The organism is Micromonospora sp. NPDC018662 (assembly GCF_044391475.1).
Taxonomy (GTDB): domain Bacteria; phylum Actinomycetota; class Actinomycetes; order Mycobacteriales; family Micromonosporaceae; genus Micromonospora.
Genome location: NZ_JBISAC010000005.1, coordinates 1 through 18,287, shown reverse-complemented (window position 1 = coordinate 18,287; position 18,287 = coordinate 1). Strand labels below are relative to the sequence as shown.

General features: G+C 72.5%; 20 protein-coding genes. 15 read left to right on the top strand and 5 right to left on the bottom strand.

Annotated elements, in window-relative coordinates; translation table 11 throughout:
- The first annotated feature begins 20 nt into the window (after nucleotides 1–20).
- On the top strand, nucleotides 21–1,223 hold the full coding sequence (locus tag ACH495_RS16605; protein WP_396858603.1) for a DivIVA domain-containing protein: 1,203 nt from the start codon (nucleotides 21–23) through the stop codon (nucleotides 1,221–1,223).
- A 69-nt stretch (nucleotides 1,224–1,292) separates the two neighbouring features.
- Here ACH495_RS16605 and ACH495_RS16600 read toward each other — a convergent pair whose 3' ends face one another.
- Nucleotides 1,293–1,517 (bottom strand): DUF2631 domain-containing protein, encoded by a 225-nt coding sequence (locus ACH495_RS16600; RefSeq protein ID WP_107155975.1) that lies wholly within the window; start codon nucleotides 1,515–1,517, stop codon nucleotides 1,293–1,295.
- 257 nt (nucleotides 1,518–1,774) lie between these two features.
- Between ACH495_RS16600 and ACH495_RS16595 the strand changes: the two genes are divergently transcribed.
- Together ACH495_RS16595 and ACH495_RS16590 are read left to right on the top strand one after the other, a co-directional pair.
- Nucleotides 1,775–3,355, top strand: a complete 1,581-nt coding sequence (locus ACH495_RS16595; RefSeq protein WP_396858602.1) for a Rieske 2Fe-2S domain-containing protein — start codon at nucleotides 1,775–1,777, stop codon at nucleotides 3,353–3,355.
- 108 nt (nucleotides 3,356–3,463) lie between these two features.
- Complete coding sequence (locus ACH495_RS16590; RefSeq protein WP_396858993.1) at nucleotides 3,464–4,099, top strand: TMEM175 family protein; 636 nt, start codon at nucleotides 3,464–3,466, stop codon at nucleotides 4,097–4,099.
- A gap of 53 nt (nucleotides 4,100–4,152) precedes the next feature.
- Here the strand turns inward: ACH495_RS16590 and ACH495_RS16585 are convergent, their stop codons facing one another.
- A complete protein-coding gene (locus ACH495_RS16585; protein ID WP_396858601.1) occupies nucleotides 4,153–5,748 on the bottom strand; it encodes a phytoene desaturase family protein in 1,596 nt (531 codons plus the stop codon).
- A 68-nt stretch (nucleotides 5,749–5,816) separates the two neighbouring features.
- Between ACH495_RS16585 and ACH495_RS16580 the strand changes: the two genes are divergently transcribed.
- Entirely contained in the window at nucleotides 5,817–6,233 is a 417-nt protein-coding gene (locus ACH495_RS16580; RefSeq protein WP_396858600.1) for a 50S ribosomal protein L7/L12, read from the top strand.
- Nucleotides 6,234–6,324: 91 nt separating this feature from the next.
- A complete protein-coding gene (locus ACH495_RS16575) occupies nucleotides 6,325–7,494 on the top strand; it encodes an alkaline phosphatase PhoX (protein WP_396858599.1) in 1,170 nt (389 codons plus the stop codon).
- Nucleotides 7,495–7,504: 10 nt separating this feature from the next.
- Here the strand turns inward: ACH495_RS16575 and ACH495_RS16570 are convergent, their stop codons facing one another.
- A complete protein-coding gene (locus ACH495_RS16570) occupies nucleotides 7,505–8,347 on the bottom strand; it encodes a YhjD/YihY/BrkB family envelope integrity protein (RefSeq protein ID WP_343442935.1) in 843 nt (280 codons plus the stop codon).
- Between the two features lie 51 nt (nucleotides 8,348–8,398).
- Here ACH495_RS16570 and ACH495_RS16565 point away from each other — a divergent pair, with 51 nt between their 5' ends.
- Nucleotides 8,399–8,944 (top strand): GNAT family N-acetyltransferase, encoded by a 546-nt coding sequence (locus tag ACH495_RS16565; RefSeq protein ID WP_396858598.1) that lies wholly within the window; start codon nucleotides 8,399–8,401, stop codon nucleotides 8,942–8,944.
- On the opposite strand, the gene ACH495_RS16560 is transcribed toward ACH495_RS16565, so the two are convergent.
- A complete protein-coding gene (locus ACH495_RS16560; RefSeq protein ID WP_396858597.1) occupies nucleotides 8,941–9,525 on the bottom strand; it encodes a TetR/AcrR family transcriptional regulator in 585 nt (194 codons plus the stop codon). The two genes, ACH495_RS16565 and ACH495_RS16560, sit on opposite strands and share 4 nt — an antisense overlap.
- 62 nt (nucleotides 9,526–9,587) lie before the next feature.
- Here ACH495_RS16560 and ACH495_RS16555 point away from each other — a divergent pair, with 62 nt between their 5' ends.
- Both ACH495_RS16555 and ACH495_RS16550 read left to right on the top strand, forming a co-directional pair.
- Nucleotides 9,588–10,484: an oxidoreductase gene (locus ACH495_RS16555; protein ID WP_396858596.1), complete on the top strand. Its 897-nt coding sequence runs from the start codon at nucleotides 9,588–9,590 to the stop codon at nucleotides 10,482–10,484.
- Between the two features lie 99 nt (nucleotides 10,485–10,583).
- Nucleotides 10,584–11,834, top strand: a complete 1,251-nt coding sequence (locus ACH495_RS16550; RefSeq protein ID WP_396858595.1) for a PP2C family protein-serine/threonine phosphatase — start codon at nucleotides 10,584–10,586, stop codon at nucleotides 11,832–11,834.
- Here ACH495_RS16550 and ACH495_RS16545 read toward each other — a convergent pair.
- The gene (locus ACH495_RS16545; protein WP_396858594.1) at nucleotides 11,831–12,157 is read right to left on the bottom strand and encodes a hypothetical protein; all 327 of its coding nucleotides are present in this window, start codon (nucleotides 12,155–12,157) and stop codon (nucleotides 11,831–11,833) included. The genes ACH495_RS16550 and ACH495_RS16545 overlap by 4 nt on opposite strands.
- 118 nt (nucleotides 12,158–12,275) lie before the next feature.
- On the opposite strand from ACH495_RS16545, the gene ACH495_RS16540 reads away from it, so the two are divergent.
- The 7 genes from ACH495_RS16540 (at nucleotide 12,276) to ispG (ending at nucleotide 18,114) form a co-directional block, all read left to right on the top strand.
- Nucleotides 12,276–13,082: a DUF5753 domain-containing protein gene (locus ACH495_RS16540; protein WP_396858593.1), complete on the top strand. Its 807-nt coding sequence runs from the start codon at nucleotides 12,276–12,278 to the stop codon at nucleotides 13,080–13,082.
- Nucleotides 13,073–13,270: a DUF397 domain-containing protein gene (locus ACH495_RS16535; RefSeq protein ID WP_396858592.1), complete on the top strand. Its 198-nt coding sequence runs from the start codon at nucleotides 13,073–13,075 to the stop codon at nucleotides 13,268–13,270. Before ACH495_RS16540 ends, ACH495_RS16535 begins: the two co-directional genes overlap by 10 nt.
- Before the next feature lie 146 nt (nucleotides 13,271–13,416).
- Complete coding sequence (locus ACH495_RS16530; RefSeq protein ID WP_396858591.1) at nucleotides 13,417–13,671, top strand: hypothetical protein; 255 nt, start codon at nucleotides 13,417–13,419, stop codon at nucleotides 13,669–13,671.
- Nucleotides 13,672–13,712: 41 nt separating this feature from the next.
- Nucleotides 13,713–14,351 (top strand): Uma2 family endonuclease, encoded by a 639-nt coding sequence (locus tag ACH495_RS16525; RefSeq protein ID WP_396858590.1) that lies wholly within the window; start codon nucleotides 13,713–13,715, stop codon nucleotides 14,349–14,351.
- Nucleotides 14,352–14,470: 119 nt separating this feature from the next.
- Nucleotides 14,471–15,685, top strand: a complete 1,215-nt coding sequence (gene dxr, locus ACH495_RS16520; protein ID WP_396858589.1) for a 1-deoxy-D-xylulose-5-phosphate reductoisomerase — start codon at nucleotides 14,471–14,473, stop codon at nucleotides 15,683–15,685.
- On the top strand, nucleotides 15,682–16,929 hold the full coding sequence (locus ACH495_RS16515) for a M50 family metallopeptidase (protein WP_396858588.1): 1,248 nt from the start codon (nucleotides 15,682–15,684) through the stop codon (nucleotides 16,927–16,929). The genes dxr and ACH495_RS16515 overlap by 4 nt, the downstream gene beginning before the upstream one ends.
- A 9-nt stretch (nucleotides 16,930–16,938) precedes the next feature.
- A complete protein-coding gene (gene ispG / locus ACH495_RS16510; RefSeq protein WP_396858587.1) occupies nucleotides 16,939–18,114 on the top strand; it encodes a flavodoxin-dependent (E)-4-hydroxy-3-methylbut-2-enyl-diphosphate synthase in 1,176 nt (391 codons plus the stop codon).
- The last annotated feature ends 173 nt before the right edge of the window (nucleotides 18,115–18,287 follow it).

Sequence of the window (18,287 nt, the reverse complement as noted above, 5' to 3'; positions counted from 1 at the left end):
GTACGAGACCAGGAGACATAGTGGCGAGTCAGGGGCAGCGTTTCCGGCGTAAGGCGCTCCGCCGGGGATACAAGGTCGACGAGGTGGACGCCTTCCTGGACCGGGTCGAGGCGACCCTCGACGGCCAGCCGGTCGGTGCGCCCGTCGCGTCCCAGGAGGTCCACGACGTCGTCTTCCGGGTCCGGTTCAACGGCTACGACGAGTGGCAGGTCGACCTGCACCTCGACCGGGTCGAGCGGCAGCTCGCCGAGCTGGAGGAGCGCGCCGGCGCCCCCGGCGGGCGGGGTGGCGATCCCCGGATGGCCGACCGGCTCGGTCCGCCGATGCGCGACGACCGTGGCCTGTCGCCGGTGCCGCAGCCGCCGATGCCGCCCCGGCAGATGCCGGCCCAGGCCGGCCCGCCCGTCGACCGCTACGGCAACCGTTACGACGAGCCGACCGGCGCGTTCGCCGGCGGGTACGACGGCCCGCGTGGCGGCTACGACGCGCCGCGTGGTCCGGCCGGCCCCGGTCCGGCCGGCCCCGGCCCGATGGGTCCCGGCCCGGGTGCCCCGATCGGGCACGGCGGACCGCCGCCGCGCAGCCTGCCGCCCGGCCCGAGCGGCTACGGCCAGGACGCCGGCCCGGGTGGTTACGGCCAGGACGCCGGCCCGGGCGGCTACGGCCAGGAACCCGGCCCGGGTGGCTACGGTGGCCCGAGTGACCGCTTCGACGGCTTCGAGGCCGGCCGGCACGGTCGGGCCGACATGACCGCGGAGATCCGGATGCCCGAGCGCGACCTGCGTGAGCTGCGCGGGCGCGGTCCGGCCGGCCCGCCGGCGCTGCCGCAGCAGGGCTACGGCCCGCCGGATCCAAGCTACGGCCCACCGGACCAGGGCTACGGTGGCGGCCCCTCGATGACGGGTCCGCCGCTGGTCGGCCCGCCCGCCGCCGGTCCGCCCATGGTGGGTCCGCCGATGGCCGGCCCGCCCGGCAGCGACCTGCACCGGGTCGACCAGATCCGGCGCGGCTTCCAGGTCCGGCGGTTCGGCAGCGGGTACGACCCGGACCAGGTCGACCGGTTCTTCGACACGCTGCTCGGCGGCATGCAGGGGCGCAACGCGATGCCGGTGAACCCGAAGGAACTCGACACGCTGCGTTTCGGGCTGGTGCCCGGCGGCTACTTCGAGGCGGAGGTCGACGCCGCGCTCAAGGACGTGCAGGACATCCTGCTCGGTCGCTGAGCCGCACCCGACGACGAAGGGCCCGCCCCCGAGGGGGCGGGCCCTTCCGCGTACCGCTGGCGCCGGGTGTCAGGACCGCAGGCCGTTGCGGCGCAGCACGGCGTCGCCGATGACGATGGCGAGCAGCAGCGCGGCGATCCCGAACAGCCAGATGTGTTCCACCCGGCCCTCCTCGGTGCCGCAGAGCGCCATCAACACCAGGGCCACCGCCGACACCACCGCCCCGATCCGTCCGGACCTGCGGTGCCCGGGCCTGTGCTGGTCTGGCGCGGTTACCGGCTCGTCTCCTGCCACTGTCGGTCCTTCCCTCGCGATCGGATCTCCGGTTAGTCTGGCACGCCCCGTGCCGGGCCCGGCGCAGGGTCCGACCCGACGGGGGTGGACGACCCGCACGGGCGACCGCCTGACGGCACGACGACGGTCGGATCGGCCCGGGCCGTTGGGCCTGTTCCGCGAGGGCCGGCCGGCACTGTGGGCGTCGCGGGACGGCGACCACACTGTCTCCGGTAGCGTCTTGACGTACGCCTGATGCCTTTTTGAGGGGGACTACGGTGCGAGTGACCGGTACGGGCCACGCCAGCATGCGGATCGACACGCCCGCGGGCAGCATCCTGTGCGACCCGTGGGTCAATCCCGCCTACTTCGCCTCGTGGTTCCCCTTCCCGGACAACTCCCAGCTCGACTGGGCGACGTTGGGTCAGGTCGACTACCTGTACGTGTCGCACCTGCACCGGGACCACTTCGACGCGAAGCACCTGCGGGACTTCGTCTCGAAGGACGCCACCGTCCTGCTGCCCGAGTACCCCACCTCCGAGATGGAGGACGAGCTGCGGGAGCTGGGCTTCACGAAGTTCCTGAAGGCCCCGAACGAGCAGGTCATGGAGCTGCCCGGCGGGCTGAAGATCATGATCCAGGCGTTGACCAGCCCGACCGACGGCCCGATCGGCGACTCGTCGCTCTGGGTCGAGTACGACGGCGTCCGGCTGCTCAACCAGAACGACGCCCGCCCCACCGACCTGACCGTCTTCGCCGAGCTGGGCCACGTGCACGCGCACATGCTCCAGTTCTCCGGCGCGATCTGGTACCCGATGGTCTACGAGCTGCCGCAGGCGGCGAAGACCGCGTTCGGCAAGCAGAAGCGGGACCGGCAGTTCGACCGCACCTGGCGCTACATCGACGACCTGAAGGCCGACCACGTCTTCCCGATCGCCGGTCCGCCCTGCTTCCTCGACGACGAGCTGTGGCAGTTCAACGACATCTTCGGCGACGAGGGCAACATCTTCCCCGACCAGTCGGTCTTCCTGGCGGAGTACGCGAAGGTCGGCGGCGACAACGGCATCGTGCTGCTGCCGGGCAGCGTCACCGAGATCACCACCGAGGGCGCTACCACCACCCACCCGATGCCGGTCGAGGAGTTCTTCGAGAACAAGGTCGCCCACCTGGAGGAGATGCGGGAGCGCAAGCGCGGCGTCATCGAGGCCGAGAAGGCGTCCTGGCGGCACCCGGAGATCGACGTGCTGGCCGAGATGAAGCGCCGGATCGAGCCGCTGCTGGACGAGTCGATCTACCTGGCCAAGGGCGTCGGTGGTCCGGTCCGCTTCGACCTGGTGAGCTACGACGGCGCCGACGTCGAGTCGATCGTGGTGGACTTCCCGGGCAAGGAGGTCCGGCCGTACGCGGACGAGAAGGTCCGCTACCGGTTCCGCACCGAGCGCGCGCTGATCGAGCACCTGTTCCACATCGGCGAGGTCGACTGGGTCAACTCGCTCTTCCTCTCCTGCCGGTTCTCGGCGGCCCGGATCGGTCAGTACAACGAGTTCGTCTACGCGTTCTTCAAGTGTCTCTCCGAGGAGCGCCTCCAGTACGCCGAGGGCTGGTACGACGAGCACGAGCGCGCGGTCGACGCCGAGGACATCACGCTCGACGGCTGGGTGGTGCAGCGGCGGTGCCCACACCTGAAGGCGGACCTGAGCCGGTTCGGCATCGTCGACGGTGACCAGCTCACCTGCCAGTTGCACGGGTGGAAGTTCGACCTGGCCAGCGGTCGCTGCCTGACCAGCGTCGGGCACAAGATCCGCGCCCACCGGGCCGACGAGGAGACGCCGGCACCGGCCGGAGACGCGATCATCTGACGCTTTCGTCCCGCCCGCCGCCCCCGGCACGCGACCATCGTCTCGTGAGGGGGCGGCGTGACGGGTGCGGACAGGGAGCCGGAGTACCGGTTCGGGCGCAGCAGCGAGATGGCGCGGGACGCCTCCCGGGTGGAGGCGTTCAGCGACGCGGTGATTGCCATCGTGCTCACGCTGATGGCGGTCGAGCTGCTCCAGTTCGGCCCGGACGCGCCGGACGACAGAGCGCTGTCGGCCGCGTTGGCGCACGAGTGGCGGGCCTACCTGGCCTACGTGATCACCTTCGCGGTGGTCGGGCAGGTCTGGCTGACCCACCACAACATGTGGCGCTACGTGTGCCGCGTCGACCAGATGCTGCTGGTGTTGAACCTGCTGCTGCTGATGTTCGTGGCGGCCATCCCGTTCACCGCGAACCTGCTCGCGGACAACCTGCGCGGCTCGCCCGGTGACCAGCGGTTGACCGCCGCGCTCTACGTCGGCACGGTGCTCGGCGAGGCGCTCTTCTTCAACCTGAGCTGGTGGTGGGCGCGCCGGCGTGGCCTGCTGCACCCGGATCTCGACCCCCGGCTGGCGCAGGCGGTGGCCCGCCGGTTCCGCCTCGGCCCGCTGCTCTACCTCATCGCGTTCGCGGTGGTGTTCGTCGACCCGATCCTCAGCCTGCTGGCGTACCTGCTGCTGGTTGGCCTCTACGTGATCCGGGGCCCGGGCGACCTCCCACGCGCCGGCCAGGAGGCCGCCTCGTCGTGAGGTGTTAAACGGGGGCCCCGCCTCTACCGCAGGCGTTAACCGGGGGCCCCGCCTTACATGTCGGCGAGGATGCGGCGGGCGGCGTTGTGGCCGGCGGCGCCGATCACGCTGCCCGCCGGGTGGCAGCCGGCGCTGCCCGCGTAGACGCCGTCCACGCCGGTGGCGTACGGCATCCGGTCGGTGAACGAGACCGTGTTGTCGACGTGGTGGATGTGGCCGCCGGTGATGCCGAAGTGGGCCTCGATGCCGGGCGGGGGCAGCGGCACCGCGTCCGCGATCAGGTCACCGGCGCCCGGGGCGTACCGCTCGCAGATCGCGATCAGCCGCTCGACGTACCCGGGCAGCGCCGCGTCCCAGGTGGTGCCGGCCAGCTCGTAGGGGACCGACTGGACGAACAACGCCGACGAGTGGTGCCCGGCGTCGTCCTGCAGTGACGGGTCGACGGTGGTGTGCAGGTACCACTCGATGGTCGGCTCGGCCGGCAGCCGCCCGGCCCGCACGTCGGCCCACATGCCGCGCAGTGCCGCCATCGGCGACTCACCGCCGCCGCCGACCAGCGAGTCGGAACCGGGCAGCAGGTGGATGGTCGAGCCGAACGGGCTCGGCGCGTCGGCCGGCAGGCAGGAGAAACGCGGCAGCCCGGTGAGCGCCAGGTTGAGCTTGAGCGTGGTGCCGGGCCGGCGGACCGCCGCCATCCGCGCGCCCAGCTCCGCCGGGAGCGCGCCGTCGGGCAACAGGTCCATCAGCCGGTACGGGTCACACGCGCCCAGCACCACTGACGCGCCGACCTCCCGACCGTCGGCCAGCACCACGCCCGACGCGGCGCCGGCGGCCAGCGTGATCGCGGTGACCGGGGCGCCGGTGACGATGCGGGCGCCCGCGCCCCGGGCCGCCTCGGCGAACGTGCGCGACACGGTGCCCATGCCGCCCCGGGCGATCATCCAGGTGCCGTCCGCGCCGGGGAGCCGGCACATGTTGTGCACCAGGAAGTTGTGCCCGGTGCCGGGGTCGTCCGGGCCGGCGTTGAGCCCGGACAGCCCGTCGGTGACCGCGTACATGCTGACCAGCAGTTCGGAGCGGAAGTCGAAGCGGGCCAGGTGGTCGGCGACCGAGCCGCGGACCAGGTCGACGAAGACCTGTCGCAGGGCCGGCCGGACGTAGCGTTCGGCGGTCTCCTCGACCGGCAGCGGCTCGGCCAGCCACGCCGGCGCCAGGTCCTCGCGGAGCTGGGCCAGCTCGGCCTGGAGCGCGTCGTCGGCCGCCACGTCCGCCGCCGAGAACATCTCGGTGAGCTGCCGCCGGGTGGCCGCGGTGTCGCTGCCGAAGAGGAGGTACGGCGAGCCGGGGCCGCCCGGGGTGGGCAGGAAGTAGTGCGGGTCGCGGCGCAGCACCGGGATGGTCACGTCGAGCGTGGCGAGCAGCTCCGGCGGCATCAGCCCGAGCAGGTACGACCCGGTGGAGTGGCGCAGCCCGGGCACCTTCGGGAACGGGTTCTCGGTGCGGGTGGCGCCGCCCAGCGTGTCGGCCGCTTCCAGCACCAGCACGTCGAGGCCGGCGCGGGCCAGCAGGATCGCCGAGACCAGGCCGTTGTGCCCGGAGCCGACCACGACGACGTCGGCGCGTGCCGGCAGCTCAGTCCCGTCATTCATGGGACCGGAGCCTACTGCCGGGCGGTCCCCGGCGGGAGGGTTCGCGGCCGGGCGCTACGGTGGCCGGCATGCCCGAGGCTGTCCAGTTCGCGCTCCTGGCCGTGCTCGTCGTCCTGCTCCTGCTCTGGTTGGTGCTCCGACGGGCCGCCGGCCGCCCCCGCGACCTGGTCGCCCCGGACCCGGCCGCCGGCGGCGGGCAGGGCGAGGTGCTCCGCCTGGCCCGGGAGGGGCGGACGGTGGAGGCGGTCAAGCTGCTCCGCCAGCAGACCGGGCTGCCGCTGCTGGAGGCGAAGCAGGCGGTGGACGCCCTGCGGGCGGGCGGCACGCTGCCGGCCCGAAACGCCGGTGTCGAGGTCGACCCCGGGCTGCGGGCCGAGGCGACCCGGCTCGCCCGCGCCGGGAAGAAGATCCACGCGATCAAGCTGGTGCGGGAGCACACGAACTGGTCGCTGGCCGAGGCGAAGCGCTACGTCGAGCGCCTCTGACGTCACGTCGCGTTCACCGGGCGGCGGCAGCGGTCGATGCCGCAGGGGGTCTACCGTCGGCCGAGAGCCCTCGTCTCCGGGAGGTCGTCAGATGGATCGTCGTACCGTCCTGCGCTCCGCCGTCGCCGTCGCCGGGGGCACCGCCTTCGCCGGCAGTCTCTGGGCCGCCGCCGCGCCGGCCGCACCCGCCCAGCCCGGCCCCGGCCCCTACGGCGACCTGCTGGCCGCCGACACCAACGGCCTCCAGTTGCCGGCCGGCTTCACCAGTCGGGTGATCGCCCGTTCCGGCCAGCGGGTCGCCGGCACCTCGTACTCCTGGCACCCGGCGCCGGACGGCGGGGCGTGCTTCCCGGCCGGCGACGGCTGGATCTACGTCTCCAACTCGGAGGTGCCGCTGGTCGGCGGCGCCTCGGCGGTGCGGTTCGCGGCCGACGGCGCGATCGTCGCCGCGTACCGGATCCTCGGCGGCACCAACACCAACTGCGCCGGCGGCCCCACCCCGTGGGGGACCTGGCTCTCCTGCGAGGAGGTGCCGCTGGGCCGGGTGTTCGAGACGTGGCCGGACGGCGGCCGGGCCGGCGAGGAGCGGACCCGGATGGGCCGCTTCAAGCACGAGGCGGCGGCCTGCGACCCGGTCCGGCGGGTGGTCTACCTGACCGAGGACGAGCCGGACGGCTGCTTCTACCGCTTCGTGCCGGACACCTGGGGCGACCTGCGCACCGGTCGGGTCCAGGTGCTCTGCGCCCCGGACGACCCGGTGGCCGGCCCGGTGACCTGGCGGGACCTGCCCGACCGGGACGGTTTCCCGGTGCCCACCCGCCACCAGGTGGGCGCCGCGAAGTCGTTCGCCGGCGGTGAGGGCTGCTGGTACGCGGACGACACCTGCTGGTTCACCACGAAGGGCGACAACCGGGTGTGGGCGTACGACGCGGCGCGGCAGCGGCTGGACCTCGCGTACGACGACTCGCTGGTGGAGGCCGGTGCGCCGCCGCTGACCGGGGTGGACAACCTCACCGGCACCGCGGGCGGTGACCTCTATGTGGCCGAGGACGGCGGCAACATGGAGATCAACATGATCACGCCGGCCGGCGTGGTGACGCCGTTCCTGCGGCTGCTCGGGCAGCCCGGGTCGGAACTCACCGGCCCGGCGTTCGCCCCGGACGGCAGCCGGCTCTACTTCTCCTCGCAGCGCGGCACCAGCGGCGCGAAGGCCGGCACCGGCGGCATCACGTACGAGGTGCGCGGCCCGTTCCGGCGCTGACCGGGGCCGGTCAGGCGCGGGCCGCCTCCCGGGCGGCCCGCCACCGGCTCAACGCCAGCGTGGCCGAGTAGCCGGCCAGCACGATCACGTGGAACAGGTAGAGCCAGAGCAGCACCGCCACCCCGCCGCCGATCTCGTCGAACCCGCCGAACGGCACGCCCAGGTTCAGCGGCAGCGAGCAGAACAGCACGAAACCGTGCAGGAAGCCGGAGAGGTTCGCGGCGGTGAACGAGCCCATGCCGAGCGTGGCGAGCCAGTCCGGGGAGGCCGGGCCGACCACCCGGAACACCCACACCAGCACCGGCGTGAGCACCAGCCACACCGCCAGGAACGACAGCACCACGCCGAGCGCGCCGATCCAGCCGCCCTGCCGGACCAGCCGGGTGGTCAGCGGCAGCGCCAGCAGGATCGACAGCAGCAGCGCCGGGGCGGGCGCGAGCAGCGGCAGCAGCAGCAGCCGGCCGCGCCAGCCGACCAGCGCGCCGGACTCGGCGCGCGGCTCGGCCACCGAGACGAACGCCCGGCGCAGCCCCTCGCCGTAGAGCGAGGCCGGCAGCAGCGAGGCCAGCGCCAGCAGCGGGGTCAGCCCCAGGCCGGCCTCGACCAGCGCGGCCACCGCCCGGTGCGCGCCGATCTCGGTGGGCAGCGTCTCGATGGCGTACGAGGTGAGCCGGCGTACCCGGTCGGCGCCGGCGAGCAGCCCGGTGAGCCAGATCGCCAGCAGCGCCACCGGCACCACGGCGATCGCGCCGTAGAAGGTGATCGCGGCGGCGTGCAGCGACAGGTCCCGGCCACGGACCGGCCGGAACGCCGCCGAGGTGATCCGTTTCGTGCGCTGCCAGCCGTCGCCCATCGCCCCCTCGTTCCCCGTGCGGTCGCCGGCCACGCATTACGATCCGGCGTCATGATGATCGCCTCGACCGAGCGGCTCGTGGTCCGGGACTGGACCGAGTCACCCGACGACCTCGCCCGGGTCTACGACATCTACTCCCGCGAGGAGGTGATGCGCTGGCTGGGCGGCGGCAAGGGGCGGATGACCGACCCGGCCGAGGCGCAGGACCGGGTGCGCTTGTGGCGCGAGCGCAACGCGCCGTACGCCGGTCGGTGGGGCCTGTGGGCGATCGAACCGCGCGCGGCGGGCTGCGCGGCCGGCAGCGTGCTGCTCAAGCCGCTGCCCGGCCGGGACGGCGTCACGCCGACCGACGACCTCGAGGTGGGCTGGCACCTGCACCCCGACGCCCAGGGTCACGGCTACGCCACCGAGGCCGCCCGGGCGGTGCTGGCACGGGAGTTCGCCGCCGGCGCCGCACGGGTGTACGCGGTGGTGATGGCCGGCAACGACCCGTCCATGGCGGTGGCGAGACGACTCGGCATGACCCACGTCGGCACCCGCACCGACTGGTACGGCGGCGCCGAACTGGAGACGTTCGTCCTGGACCGCCCCGCCTAACGGCGCCGCGATCCTCGGATGAACTGATCGACCGCGGTCTCCACGATCCCGTCGAGCAGTGCCGGCGCCACCAGGTTGCCGTTGACGAGGGTGGCGATGCCCTGCAGGGTCGCGAACAGCACGACGCCCGCGCGCGGCGAGTCGCCGGGCTCCAGCACGCCCTGTGCCTGTCCCTGCCTGATCAGGGAGTCCATCAGCCCGAACGGCGCGGCGGCGGCCGCCACGAGCTGTTCGGCGCCGTCACGGTGCTTGCCGGTGAACATCAGTTCGAGCAGTGCGGCGTCCTCGGTGGCGAATCTCAGGTAGGCCGCCGCGACCGCGTGCAGGCGCGGCCCGAACTCGTCTCCCGCGGCGTCCAGCGCCGCGCGTAGCTCCGCGTCGAGGCGGGCGAACCCGGCCTCGGCGAGCGCGTCGAGCAGCGCCTGACGGTCCGGGAAGTGCCGGCGGGGGGCGGCGTGGCTGACGCCGGCCTCGCGGGCCAGTTCGCGTAGCGAGAGCTGACCCGCGCCGTGCTGACGCAGGCTGCGCTCGGCGGCGGCGAGCAGCGTCGTGCGAAGACTTCCGTGATGGTACGCGGGCACGGGCTCATCCTAGCCGGATGTTGCCATTGACAGCATTGTTGTCGCTGCCTACATTGTTTCTCATGACAACATTCGCAGTCGCACAGCTCCCCGCCATGACCGGCCGCACCGTCGTCGTGACCGGGGCGAACAGCGGCATCGGACGCGCCACCGCCCGCGCGCTCGCCGCCAGGGGCGCCCGCGTCGTGCTCGCGGTCCGCGACCTCGTCAAGGGGCGGGCCGCCGCCGCGACCATGACCGGCGAGGTCGACGTGCGGCGGCTCGACCTCGCCGACCTTGCCTCGATCCACGCGTTCGCCGAGGACGTCACCGACCCGATCGACGTGTTGGTCAACAATGCCGGCCTGATGATCCCTCCGCTCGGGCGCACCGTCGACGGGTTCGAGCTGCAGATCGGCACCAACCATCTCGGGCACTTCGCGCTCACCAACCTGCTGCTGCCACGGATCCGGCAGCGGGTCGTCACCGTCTCCTCCAACGGGCACCGGGCCGGCCGCATCGACCTCGACGACCTCAACTGGGAGCGTCGGCCCTACCGGGCGTTCCCCGCCTATGCGCAGTCCAAGCTGGCGAACCTGCTGTTCACCGCGGAACTGCACCGCCGCCTCACCGAGGCCGCCTCGCCGGTCCTCGCGACCGCCGCGCACCCCGGCATGGCAGCCACCGGTCTCCTCGCCCATCTCGACGACGAGCAGTCCCTGCTCCACCGGTTCCGTACGGCCATCAGCACCCGCCTGTCGCAGAGCGACGAGGACGGCGCGCTGCCCACGCTCTACGCGGCGGTCGCGGACGTTCCCGGCGGCAGCTACGCCGGCCCCGGCGGCTTCCTCGAGGGACGCGGGGCCCCCAAGCTGGTCGGCCGGTCGAGAACCGCCCGGGACGGCACGCTCGCCCGTCGCCTGTGGGCCCGCTCCGAGGAGCTGACCGGCGTCAGGTTCCCGTTGGCCACGGCGCGGTAGGCCGGAGGGGCAGGCAGCGGTACGTCGTCTCACCCCAGCCCGTACGTTGGCAGTTCGCCGCCGGACTCCTACGGTGGTGGGGACACGGGGAGGTGCGGCTTGGTCGACGGCGGCGATGCGGCGCGTTGGCTGCAACTCCACGCCCCCCGTGGCGGGCCGGACGAGTTGGCGCTCCTGGTGACCCGGGCCGCGCCGGCCGTCGGCGCCACCGAGATCGTGATCTACCTGGCCGACTACACGCAGTCGTCACTCGTACCCCTGCTCGGCGCGGGCCAGACCCGGGACGAGCTGATGATCGAGACGACCCTGGCCGGCCGGGCGTTCACCAGCGTCGAGGTGCAGCGCGCCACCGACAATCCGGATCGGCTCTGGGTGCCCCTGCTGCTCGGCTGCGAACGGCTGGGCGTGCTGGAGGTCGTCTCACCGGCCGCCGGCGACCCCGCGCTGGACCGGCCGGCCTGGGAGATCGCGGTCAACGTCGCCCAGCTCCTGGTGAACCGCCGGCTCTACGGCGACGTCGTCGAACGGATGCGCCGCCGCCTGCCGATGCAGGTCGCCGCCGAGATCGTCTGGGGGCTGCTGCCGCCGCTGACGTTCGCCACCGACGACCTGGTGATCACCGCCATCCTCGAACCGTGCTACGACGTCGGCGGGGACATCTTCGACTACGCGCTCAACGACGACGTGCTCAGCGTCGGGCTCTTCGACACCTGCGGGCACGGCATCAAGGCGAGCGCGCTGGCCTCACTCGTGGTCAGCGCGTACCGCAACGCCCGACGCACCGGTCTCGACCTGATCGACACGGCGATCAGCATCGACAGGTGGGTGCGCTCCGAGCACCCGAACTACTTCGCCACCGCGCTGCTCGCCGAGCTCGACCGGCGGACCGGCCGCCTCAGGATCATCAACGCCGGCCACCCCGGCGCCCTGCTGCTGCGGGACGGCAAGGCCATCCGGGCACTGCCCGGGCCGACCGCCCTGCCGCTCGGCCTGGGCCACCTGTCGGGGAAGCGCCCGCGGGTGCACGAGGAGGCGCTGCACCCGGGCGACCGCGTCCTCGCCTACACCGACGGCATCACCGACGCGCGCGGCGACGACGGGGAACGGTTCGGGCGGGACCGGCTGGTCGACTTCGTCGAGCGTGCCCTCAACGACGCGCTGCCCAGCCCGGAGACGATGCGTCGCCTGGTGCGGGCCGTCCTCACGTACCAGCAGGACCAGCTCGACGACGACGCCACCGCCCTGTTCCTGGAGTGGCAGCCGCCGCACCCGCCGTGGGGGCACCTGGAGCACGTCACCGCACCCGACAGCCGCGATCACCCCGGGCCGGTGGCCGCGTCCGAGGTCTAACGGCCCCGGGCCGGCCATGGCCGGGTCCAGCCGATGAACCGGGCGAAGTACTCGGCCGGGTCGATCGGGCCGAGGTCCAGGTGCAGCGCGTCGGCGATCGCGTCGTGCATCAGCACGCAGAGATAGACGGCCAGGCCGGCGTGGTCGTGCGCGTACTCCCGGCGTAGCCGGAGCTTCGCCGGCGGGCACGGCCACGGCGCGGCGCACGCCCGGCACCGCCAGGCCGGTCGGGTCGCGACGTGCCGGGCCAGGACGTCCGGGCCGGGCGCGACGGCGGTCACCGCCCGGCGTCCCGGCGGGGTACGCGGAATTTCCTCGTTCATGCCCTGCTCCTTCCTCGCGCCTGTTCACACTCTGGTGTGGACGCGACTACGGTCGGAAGGCGGCGGGTGCCCTCAGCCCGGCTGTGCCGATCGACGGGCGAGATGTGGTGGAGGTGTGATGGACGGCGATCCGGTGTCGACGCTGGAGTTCCTCGGGGCGGAGTTGCGCCGGGCCCGCCGGGAGCGTGGGCTCAGCCAGGATGACCTGGCCCAGCGGATCAACTATTCGGCGTCGCTGGTCGGCATGGGGGAGATCGGCCATCGCACGCCCTCGCAGGACTTCGTGGCCCGGGCTGACGCCGCGCTGGAGGCCGGCGGGCTCTTCGGGCGGCTGCTCGTGCTGGTGCGCGCCGACGCCGCGCCGCCGTGGCTCCGCGAGTGGATCAGCGTGGAGCGGGAGGCCACGCTGATCCGCTGGTTCGAGCCGTCGCTCGTGCCCGGCCTGGTGCAGACCGAGGCGTACGCCCGGGCGGTGCTGCGCGGCGGCCGGATGTTGCGGGAGAGTGAGGTCGAGCAGCGGATCACCTCCCGGATGGAGCGGCAGGCGATCCTGGGTCGGGAGACACCGCCGGAGGTGGTCGCCGTGGTCGACGAGGCGGTGCTGCGCCGGGCGGTGGGGGAGCCGGCGGTGATGGTGGAGCAGTTCGAGCACCTGCTGCGGGTGACCGAGCAGCCGCACGTCACCGTGCACGTCGTTCCCGCCGACGCCGGCATGCACGCCGGCCTGGCCGGCCCGTTCATCCTGGCCCGCACACCGGACGGCGGCGAGGTGGCACACCTGGATAACGCGCTGCGGGCACATGTCACCGACCGGCCGGACGACGTGGATAATCTTCGCCGCAGGTGGGAGAGCCTGCGGGGCGAGGCGTTGCCCCGCCGGGCCTCCCGGGAGCTGATCCGGGAGTTGGCGAAGTCATGGACCTGACCGGCGCGGTCTGGCGTATTTCCACCCGCAGCGACAACGGCGGTTCCACCTGCGTCGAGGTGGCCACCAACCTGCCGCACGTGGTCGGGGTGCGGGACAGCACGGACCGCCACGGCCCGGTGCTCCATTTCCACCCCACGGCCTGGACCGCCTTCCTCCCCTTCATCCGCACCCCACCTCGGGATTGATCATGAAGTTGGCGGCGACATATCGGACGGCCGGCACCGCCAACTTCATGATCACGGGCGATCGGGTGCGCTCCGGTGGGGTGTGTCCCCGGCCTGAGCGCACTGGGTGTGCGAGTGCGGGCTGTCGGAACAGAAAGAGTGGCCCCATGTCGACCGATGCGGAGCGGGATCCGGAATGGCCGGGCGCGACTCACGTGCCGGCCGACGAGCTCGCGCGTCGTCAGGGTGTGGAGCCGGTCGCCGGTCTTGAGCAACTGGCCCGTCCCGAGCTGTTCGAGTCCGACGACGAGTTGGACCGTTTCCTGGCCGACCTTTACGCCTCGCGGCGCGATGGCGTCATCCTTGCGCGGGCCGTGACGGACAGCGTGTGCGATCAGGGCGGCGCGGGACAGCGCCGCTAGGGTGGGTGATAGCACGATTACCCGCTGAGGGGGTGAGCCCGATGGCCCAGGCCGCATTCGCGCCCGAGCCGGCACCGCAGCCCGCCGAGCCGTCGTTCGACGTGCTCCGCTGGCACGACGAGCCGTGGACCGCGCAGCTCGCTCTCGATCTCCTACCGGAGACCAACGGCCCGAAGGTCGAGGTCCTGAGCGGAAGCGTGATCGTGACACCACATGCCGGCATCGACCATCAGTCGGTCGAACGTGAGTTGCCCTACCTGTTGCACCGCGCCGCTCGCCGGGCTGGCCTGTGGGTCTACCCGGAGATCAACTTGATGTCCGGCAAGGACCTGTTCATCCCGGACATCGCGGTGCTGCGCTCGTCGGGTGGAGGGCGGTCCGCGGTCGACATCGGCCAAGCCGTACTCCTCGGGGAGATCGTGTCGCCCGGTAACCGGCGCAAGGACGTGATCGACCGGCCGCGGGAGTACGCCGCCGCCGGCGTGCCGTACTTCCTCCGGGTCGACCTGCGTAACCGGGTGCCGGCGCTCGTGCTCTACGAGTTGGCCGACGGCGAGTACCGCCCGCTGGCCGCCGCGGCTGCGGGGACCATGTTCGTGATGCGGCAGCCGTTCGAGTTCAGCCTCGACCCGGCGGACCTTCTCGACGAGGAGGCACCGGGTTCCGAAAACGACGCATGATCGACACCGGCTCGGCGAGGTGGCGGTGTCGGGAGCGCTCGGAGGGCACCACCTCGGGGAAGTGGAGTCGATCGAGAGGCCGAACGAGAACGGGTGACGCGCTGGGGAACAATGGGCGGGTGACCACTCCCCGAGACCTCGTGCTGCTCGGCTCGACCGGCTCCATCGGCACCCAGGCCATCGACATCGTCAAGCGCAACCCCGACCGGTTCCGGGTGGTCGCGCTCGGCGCCGGCGGCGGCAACGTGGCGCTGCTGGCCGCGCAGGCGCTGGAGCTGGGCGTGGCGGCGGTCGGGGTGGCGCGGGCCTCCGCCGCGCAGGATCTCCAGCTCGCGTTCTACGCCGAGGCGAGCCGGCGCGGCTGGGCCTCCGGCGACTTCAAGCTTCCCAAGATCGTGGCCGGGCCGGACGCGATGACCGAGCTGGCGCAGTGGCCGTGCGACGTCGTGCTCAACGGCGTGGTCGGCTCGCTGGGCCTGCCGCCGACGCTGGCCGCGCTGCGCGCCGGGCGTACCCTCGCGCTGGCCAACAAGGAGTCGCTGGTGGCCGGCGGCCCGCTGGTGAAGGCCGCGGTGACCCGACCGGGGCAGATCGTGCCGGTCGACTCGGAGCACTCGGCGTTGGCGCAGTGCCTGCGCGGCGGCGCCCGGGGCGAGGTCCGCCGGCTCGTGGTCACCGCCAGCGGCGGGCCGTTCCGGGGCCGGCGGCGCGACGAGTTGACCGCTGTCACGCCGGAGCAGGCGCTGGCGCACCCGACTTGGAACATGGGCCCGGTCGTCACGATCAACTCCGCCACCATGGTCAACAAGGCGCTGGAGGTCATCGAGGCGCACGAGCTGTTCGACGTGCCGTACGCCGACATCGAGGTGATGGTCCACCCGCAGTCGGTGATCCACTCGATGGTCGAGTTCGTCGACGGCTCCACGCTCGCCCAGGCCAGCCCGCCGGACATGCGGCTGCCCATCGCGCTCGGCATCGGCTGGCCGGACCGGGTGCCCGAGGCGGCCGCCGCGGTCGACTGGACGGCGGCGCACACCTGGGAGTTCGCCCCGCTCGACGACGCCGCGTTCCCGGCCGTGGCGCTGGCCAAGGCCGCCGGTGAGGCGGGGCGGTGCCGGCCGGCGATCTACAACGCGGCGAACGAGGAGTGCGTGGCGGCGTTCGTGGCGGGGCGGCTGCCGTTCCTCGGCATCGTGGACACCCTCCAACGGGTGCTGGAGGACGCTCCCGACTTCGACGAACCAGGTACCGTCGAGGACGTGCTCGCCGCCGAGTCGTGGGCACGGGCGCACGCCCAGGAGATCATCGTCGGGTCGGTGGAAGGAGCTCGATGAGCTATCTGCTCGGGGTGGTGCTGTTCGCCCTGGCGATCCTCATCTCGGTGAGCCTGCACGAGGCGGGGCACATGGTGACCGCCAAGGCGTTCGGGATGAAGGTCACCCGCTACTTCGTCGGCTTCGGGCCGACACTCTGGTCGTTCCGGCGGGGCGAGACGGAGTACGGCGTCAAGGGCATCCCGCTCGGCGGCTTCTGCAAGATCGTCGGCATGACCCCCCAGGACGACGACGTCGAGCCCGGGGACGAGAAGCGCGCCATGTGGCGCTACCCGGTGTGGAAGCGGACGATCGTGATGTCCGCCGGCTCCGCGATGCACTTCGCCATCGCGCTGGTCGCGCTCTGGATCATCGCGGTCTCCGCCGGCCTGCCGAACCCGAAGTTCCCCACCACCGAGGCCGGGTTCCGGGCCGAGCCGGCGGTGATCGCGCTCACCCCCTGCGTGGTCGTGGAGAACGCCCCCCGCGCCTGCACCGCCTCCGACCCGGCCAGCCCGGCCGGCAAGGCCCAGCTCAAGGACGGCGACCGGATCACCGCGGTGAACGGCCGGCCCGTCTCCACCTGGGGCGACATGCTGGACGTGGTCCGGGGCACGCAGCCCGGCCCGGCCACCGTCGCCTACCTGCGCGACGGCACCCCGGCCACCGCCACCGTCGACCTGGCCTCGGTGCAGCGCCCGCCGCTGGACGACCCGAAGGGCGCCACCTCGGCGGTCTCCGCGATGGGCGTCGCGCTGCGGCCCAGCACCCCGACCCGGGTGGAGTACGGTCCGGTCGCCGCGTTCGGCGCCACCGCCGACTTCACCGGCAACATGGCGGTGCAGACCGCGCACGCCATGCAGCGCATCCCGCAGAAGGTGCCGGCGTTGTGGAACGCGATCACCGGCGCGGAGCGCGACGTGGACACCCCGATCAGCGTGGTCGGCGCCAGCCGGCTCGGCGGCGAGGCCGTGGAGAACAACGCCTGGCTGGTGTTCTTCATGCTCTTCGTGTCGCTGAACTTCTTCATCGGCGTGTTCAACCTGCTGCCGTTGCTCCCGCTGGACGGCGGCCACATCGCCATCGCCTGGTTCGAGCGGGCCCGGTCCTGGCTCTACGCCCGGATCGGCCGCACCGACCCGGGCCGCGTCGACTACCTGAAGCTCATGCCCCTCACGTACGCGGTGATCCTGGTCGGTGGCGTGTTCACGCTGCTGACCGTGACCGCGGACGTGGTCAACCCGATCACGCTCTTCTCAAGGTGAGTGCCTGAAGTGACAGCTGTCAGTCTCGGTATGCCCCCCGTACCGCCGCCGCCGCTGGCCCCGCGCCGGGCCAGCCGCCAGATCATGGTCGGCTCGGTGCCGGTCGGTGGTGGCGCGCCGGTGTCGGTGCAGTCCATGACCACCACCCTCACCGCCGACGTCAACGCCACGCTCCAGCAGATCGCCGAGCTGACCGCCTCCGGCTGCCAGATCGTGCGGGTCGCCGTGCCGTCGCAGGACGACGTCGAGGCGCTGCCGGCGATCGCGAAGAAGTCGCAGATCCCGGTGATCGCCGACATCCACTTCCAGCCGAAGTACGTCTTCGCCGCGATCGACGCGGGTTGCGCCGCGGTGCGGGTGAACCCGGGCAACATCCGGCAGTTCGACGACAAGGTCAAGGAGATCGCCCGGGCCGCCGGCGACGCGGGCGTGCCGATCCGGATCGGCGTGAACGCCGGCTCGCTGGACAAGCGCCTGCTGGCCAAGTACGGCCGGGCCACCGCCGAGGCGCTCGTCGAGTCGGCGCTGTGGGAGTGCTCGCTGTTCGAGGAGCACGGCTTCCGGGACATCAAGATCTCGGTCAAGCACAACGACCCGGTGGTGATGATCCGCGCCTACCGGCTGCTCGCCGAGAAGTGCGACTACCCGCTGCACCTGGGCGTCACCGAGGCCGGCCCGGCGTTCCAGGGCACCATCAAGTCGGCGGTCGCGTTCGGCGCGCTGCTGGCCGAGGGGATCGGCGACACGATCCGGGTCTCGCTCTCCGCCCCGCCGGTCGAGGAGATCAAGGTCGGCAACGCGATCCTGGAGTCGCTGGGCCTGCGTGAGCGTGGCCTGGAGATCGTCTCCTGCCCGTCCTGCGGGCGGGCCCAGGTCGACGTCTACAAGCTGGCCGAGGAGGTCACCGCCGGCCTGGAGGGGCTGCCGGTGCCGCTGCGCGTCGCGGTCATGGGCTGCGTGGTGAACGGTCCGGGTGAGGCCCGCGAGGCCGACCTGGGTGTGGCGTCCGGCAACGGCAAGGGCCAGATCTTCGTCAAGGGCAAGGTCGTCAAGACCGTGCCCGAGGCGCAGATCGTGGAGACGCTGATCGAGGAGGCGCTGCGGATCGCCGACGAGATGGGCGCCGAACTCCCCGAGGAGCTGCGCGAGCTGGTGCCCGGCGGCGCCACCGTCACCGTGCACTGACCCACCTGCCCCACCCTCGCCACCTCGCTGTTTCACGGAAAGAGTGGCTATGGCGGGCGGAATGGCCACGCTTTCCGTGAGCTTGTCTCATCCTGTTTGTGCTGGTCGGGGGGTCTTGACGTGGTGGTGTGAGGTGTTTTCTGGCTGGTCGGTGGGGTGTTGATCTTTTGGTT